This is a genomic window from Bacteroides acidifaciens (genome assembly GCF_024623065.1).
GTDB classification, from domain to species: domain Bacteria; phylum Bacteroidota; class Bacteroidia; order Bacteroidales; family Bacteroidaceae; genus Bacteroides; species Bacteroides acidifaciens.
Map to the genome: position 1 here is coordinate 1 of NZ_JANJZR010000169.1, position 2,015 is coordinate 2,015.

The 2,015-nt window shown below is 36.0% G+C and carries 3 protein-coding genes; 1 reads left to right on the forward strand and 2 read right to left on the reverse strand.

The features are described 5' to 3' along the window. Positions 1-107 precede the first annotated feature (107 nt). Complete coding sequence (locus tag NSB03_RS20470) at positions 108-491, reverse strand: winged helix-turn-helix transcriptional regulator (protein ID WP_024988879.1); 384 nt, start codon at positions 489-491, stop codon at positions 108-110. A gap of 184 nt (positions 492-675) precedes the next feature. On the opposite strand from NSB03_RS20470, the gene NSB03_RS20475 reads away from it, so the two are divergent. After that, a complete protein-coding gene (locus tag NSB03_RS20475; protein ID WP_024988880.1) occupies positions 676-1,125 on the forward strand; it encodes a cupin domain-containing protein in 450 nt (149 codons plus the stop codon). Positions 1,126-1,498: 373 nt separating this feature from the next. Here the strand turns inward: NSB03_RS20475 and NSB03_RS20480 are convergent, their stop codons facing one another. Continuing rightward, on the reverse strand, positions 1,499-1,930 hold the full coding sequence (locus NSB03_RS20480; protein WP_128824548.1) for a hypothetical protein: 432 nt from the start codon (positions 1,928-1,930) through the stop codon (positions 1,499-1,501). Positions 1,931-2,015 lie beyond the last annotated feature (85 nt).

Genomic DNA, 2,015 nt, shown 5'->3' on the forward strand with positions numbered 1-2,015 from the left:
AGGAGCCGTATGAGGGGAGACTTTCACGTACGGTTCTGTGAGAGGTTTGGGCTGAAATGCCCAGACCTACTCGACCTAAAAATTAACTTGTACTAAACAACGGTCTATTAGTTGGATTTGTTTGTGGAGTTCTCAAACTTTTTTCTGTGTGCCATTATTGATTTCATATTATTCTGCGCCCATTCTGTCAATGATATAATGATAGGAACAAGGCTTCTTCCTGTTTCTGTTAATTCATACTCCACCCTTATGGGAACTTCCGGGAAGACGGTTCGCTTTACCAATCCGTCGGCTTCTAATATGTGTAATGTATTGGATAATACTTTTGTTGATATATCAGGTATTTGCCTTGCTAATTGATTGAAACGAATTGAACCATTTTCATCCAATATGTAAATAACCAATAATGCCCACTTGTTGCCAAAACGGGCAATAACATTCCGAATAGGACAAATTTCAATGATAGATTTTTTTTCTTCTTTTTTCGTCATTGTAATCTATTGTTTTTCTGCAAAAGTAACCTTTGGGTAACTATTATACATATTTGTAACTTCTTGTGTGATAAATAAATGCTTTGTAGATTTGCGATATCTAAAAGAAGTAACAATTTAATGCAAAGTTAGCTAAATTGCGATATATAACCAATAGAAGTATTCACATTCAAAATTGAAAGCAATGAAACAGATTGAGAAAACAACATCAGCAACAAACTTCGATGTTATCAACTTAGGTAAGTTAAATGAATTAGGAGATTACGTGTTGGAACTTACTCCTGAAATTAAAATTCCGGGTAAAGTATTCTGCGGTTCTGCACTTCAAACCACAGGAAGCGAATTTTCATTCCAGCTATTTCAACCGGGAACAGAAACAGGATTTCTTCACACTCACAAAACACATGAAGAACTTTATTTTTTCCTTAGTGGAAATGGCGAGTTTCAGGTAGACGGTCAAGTATTCCCCATTTCGGAAGGAAGTGTGGTACGTGTAGTTCCTGAAGGAAAACGTTCTATCCGCAATAATGGAACAGAGCCACTTGTAATGCTTTGCATTCAATATAAAAGTAATACCTTTAATTCAGAAGATGCAGCAGACGGCAACATCTTAGGTGAACCTGTAAAATGGTAATGATGTGTGCCATATAATGAAAAATTGGAACAGTTAGAGGTCGATTTCTAAAATATCGACCTCTACGGTTATGATATTATCGAAACTTCGGATTGACCCGTTTATTACTATGCGTTCCGGCTTGCGGTAATATGCAGGTTTGATATAAAAAAAACTATGATAAGTTTGATTATCAAGGCTTTGTGCAATTTTGCTGTTTTAAAAAGTGATCCGCCTTGAACTGTGGGGATTGTTGTAACTAAATGGTGTTCAGAATATTGCAATGCCTCATTTCCCGTTGTTCACGAATTGTACACGGCACTGTTTCAATGTTCTTCCCCATTACTCCATTAGGTTTTACAAAGGTGACACTTATTTATAAAAACGCTACTATCTATTCCGTTAATTTATCCTTTTGCAGCACAACTTCTATAAAGGAGTTCCGATTATTTTCCCATACAATGTCATCATCAAGATTCGGGAGATTAAAAAGATCCAGAAATCGTTCACGAAATTTATTTAACGAACTACGAATATGCTTTTTATCATTTAAAACAATAGCCAACTTTCGCGGATTTATTGCCCCCTTTATATCCGGAATTTCAAACCCGGGGACAACAATTGTAGAGTATTCCGACTGTAAAACCCATGCTGCTCCCATCTCATTCCTAAAAATTTTATACTCATCATCACTGCTTTGAAAGAATTTTGAGAACAACACTGCTGCGCCGCTATACCATGTATGGTATGCGGAAATACATTCATCAGAATTGTATTTTGAATGAGTAAAACTTTGATATATGGAGTATGACTTTTCTACATTCAATATCTCTTCATTTAGAGCCTGTTTAAATTCTCTTCAGTCATAATATTATAGCTCTTACCCCAGCTTTTCTTGTCGCGTCCGTCTG

Coding starts and splice junctions, on each gene's coding strand:
- NSB03_RS20470 (WP_024988879.1), bottom strand. CDS start 491: ATGACGAAAAAAGAAGAAAAAAAATCTATCATTGAAATTTGTCCTATT.
- NSB03_RS20475 (WP_024988880.1), top strand. CDS start 676: ATGAAACAGATTGAGAAAACAACATCAGCAACAAACTTCGATGTTATC.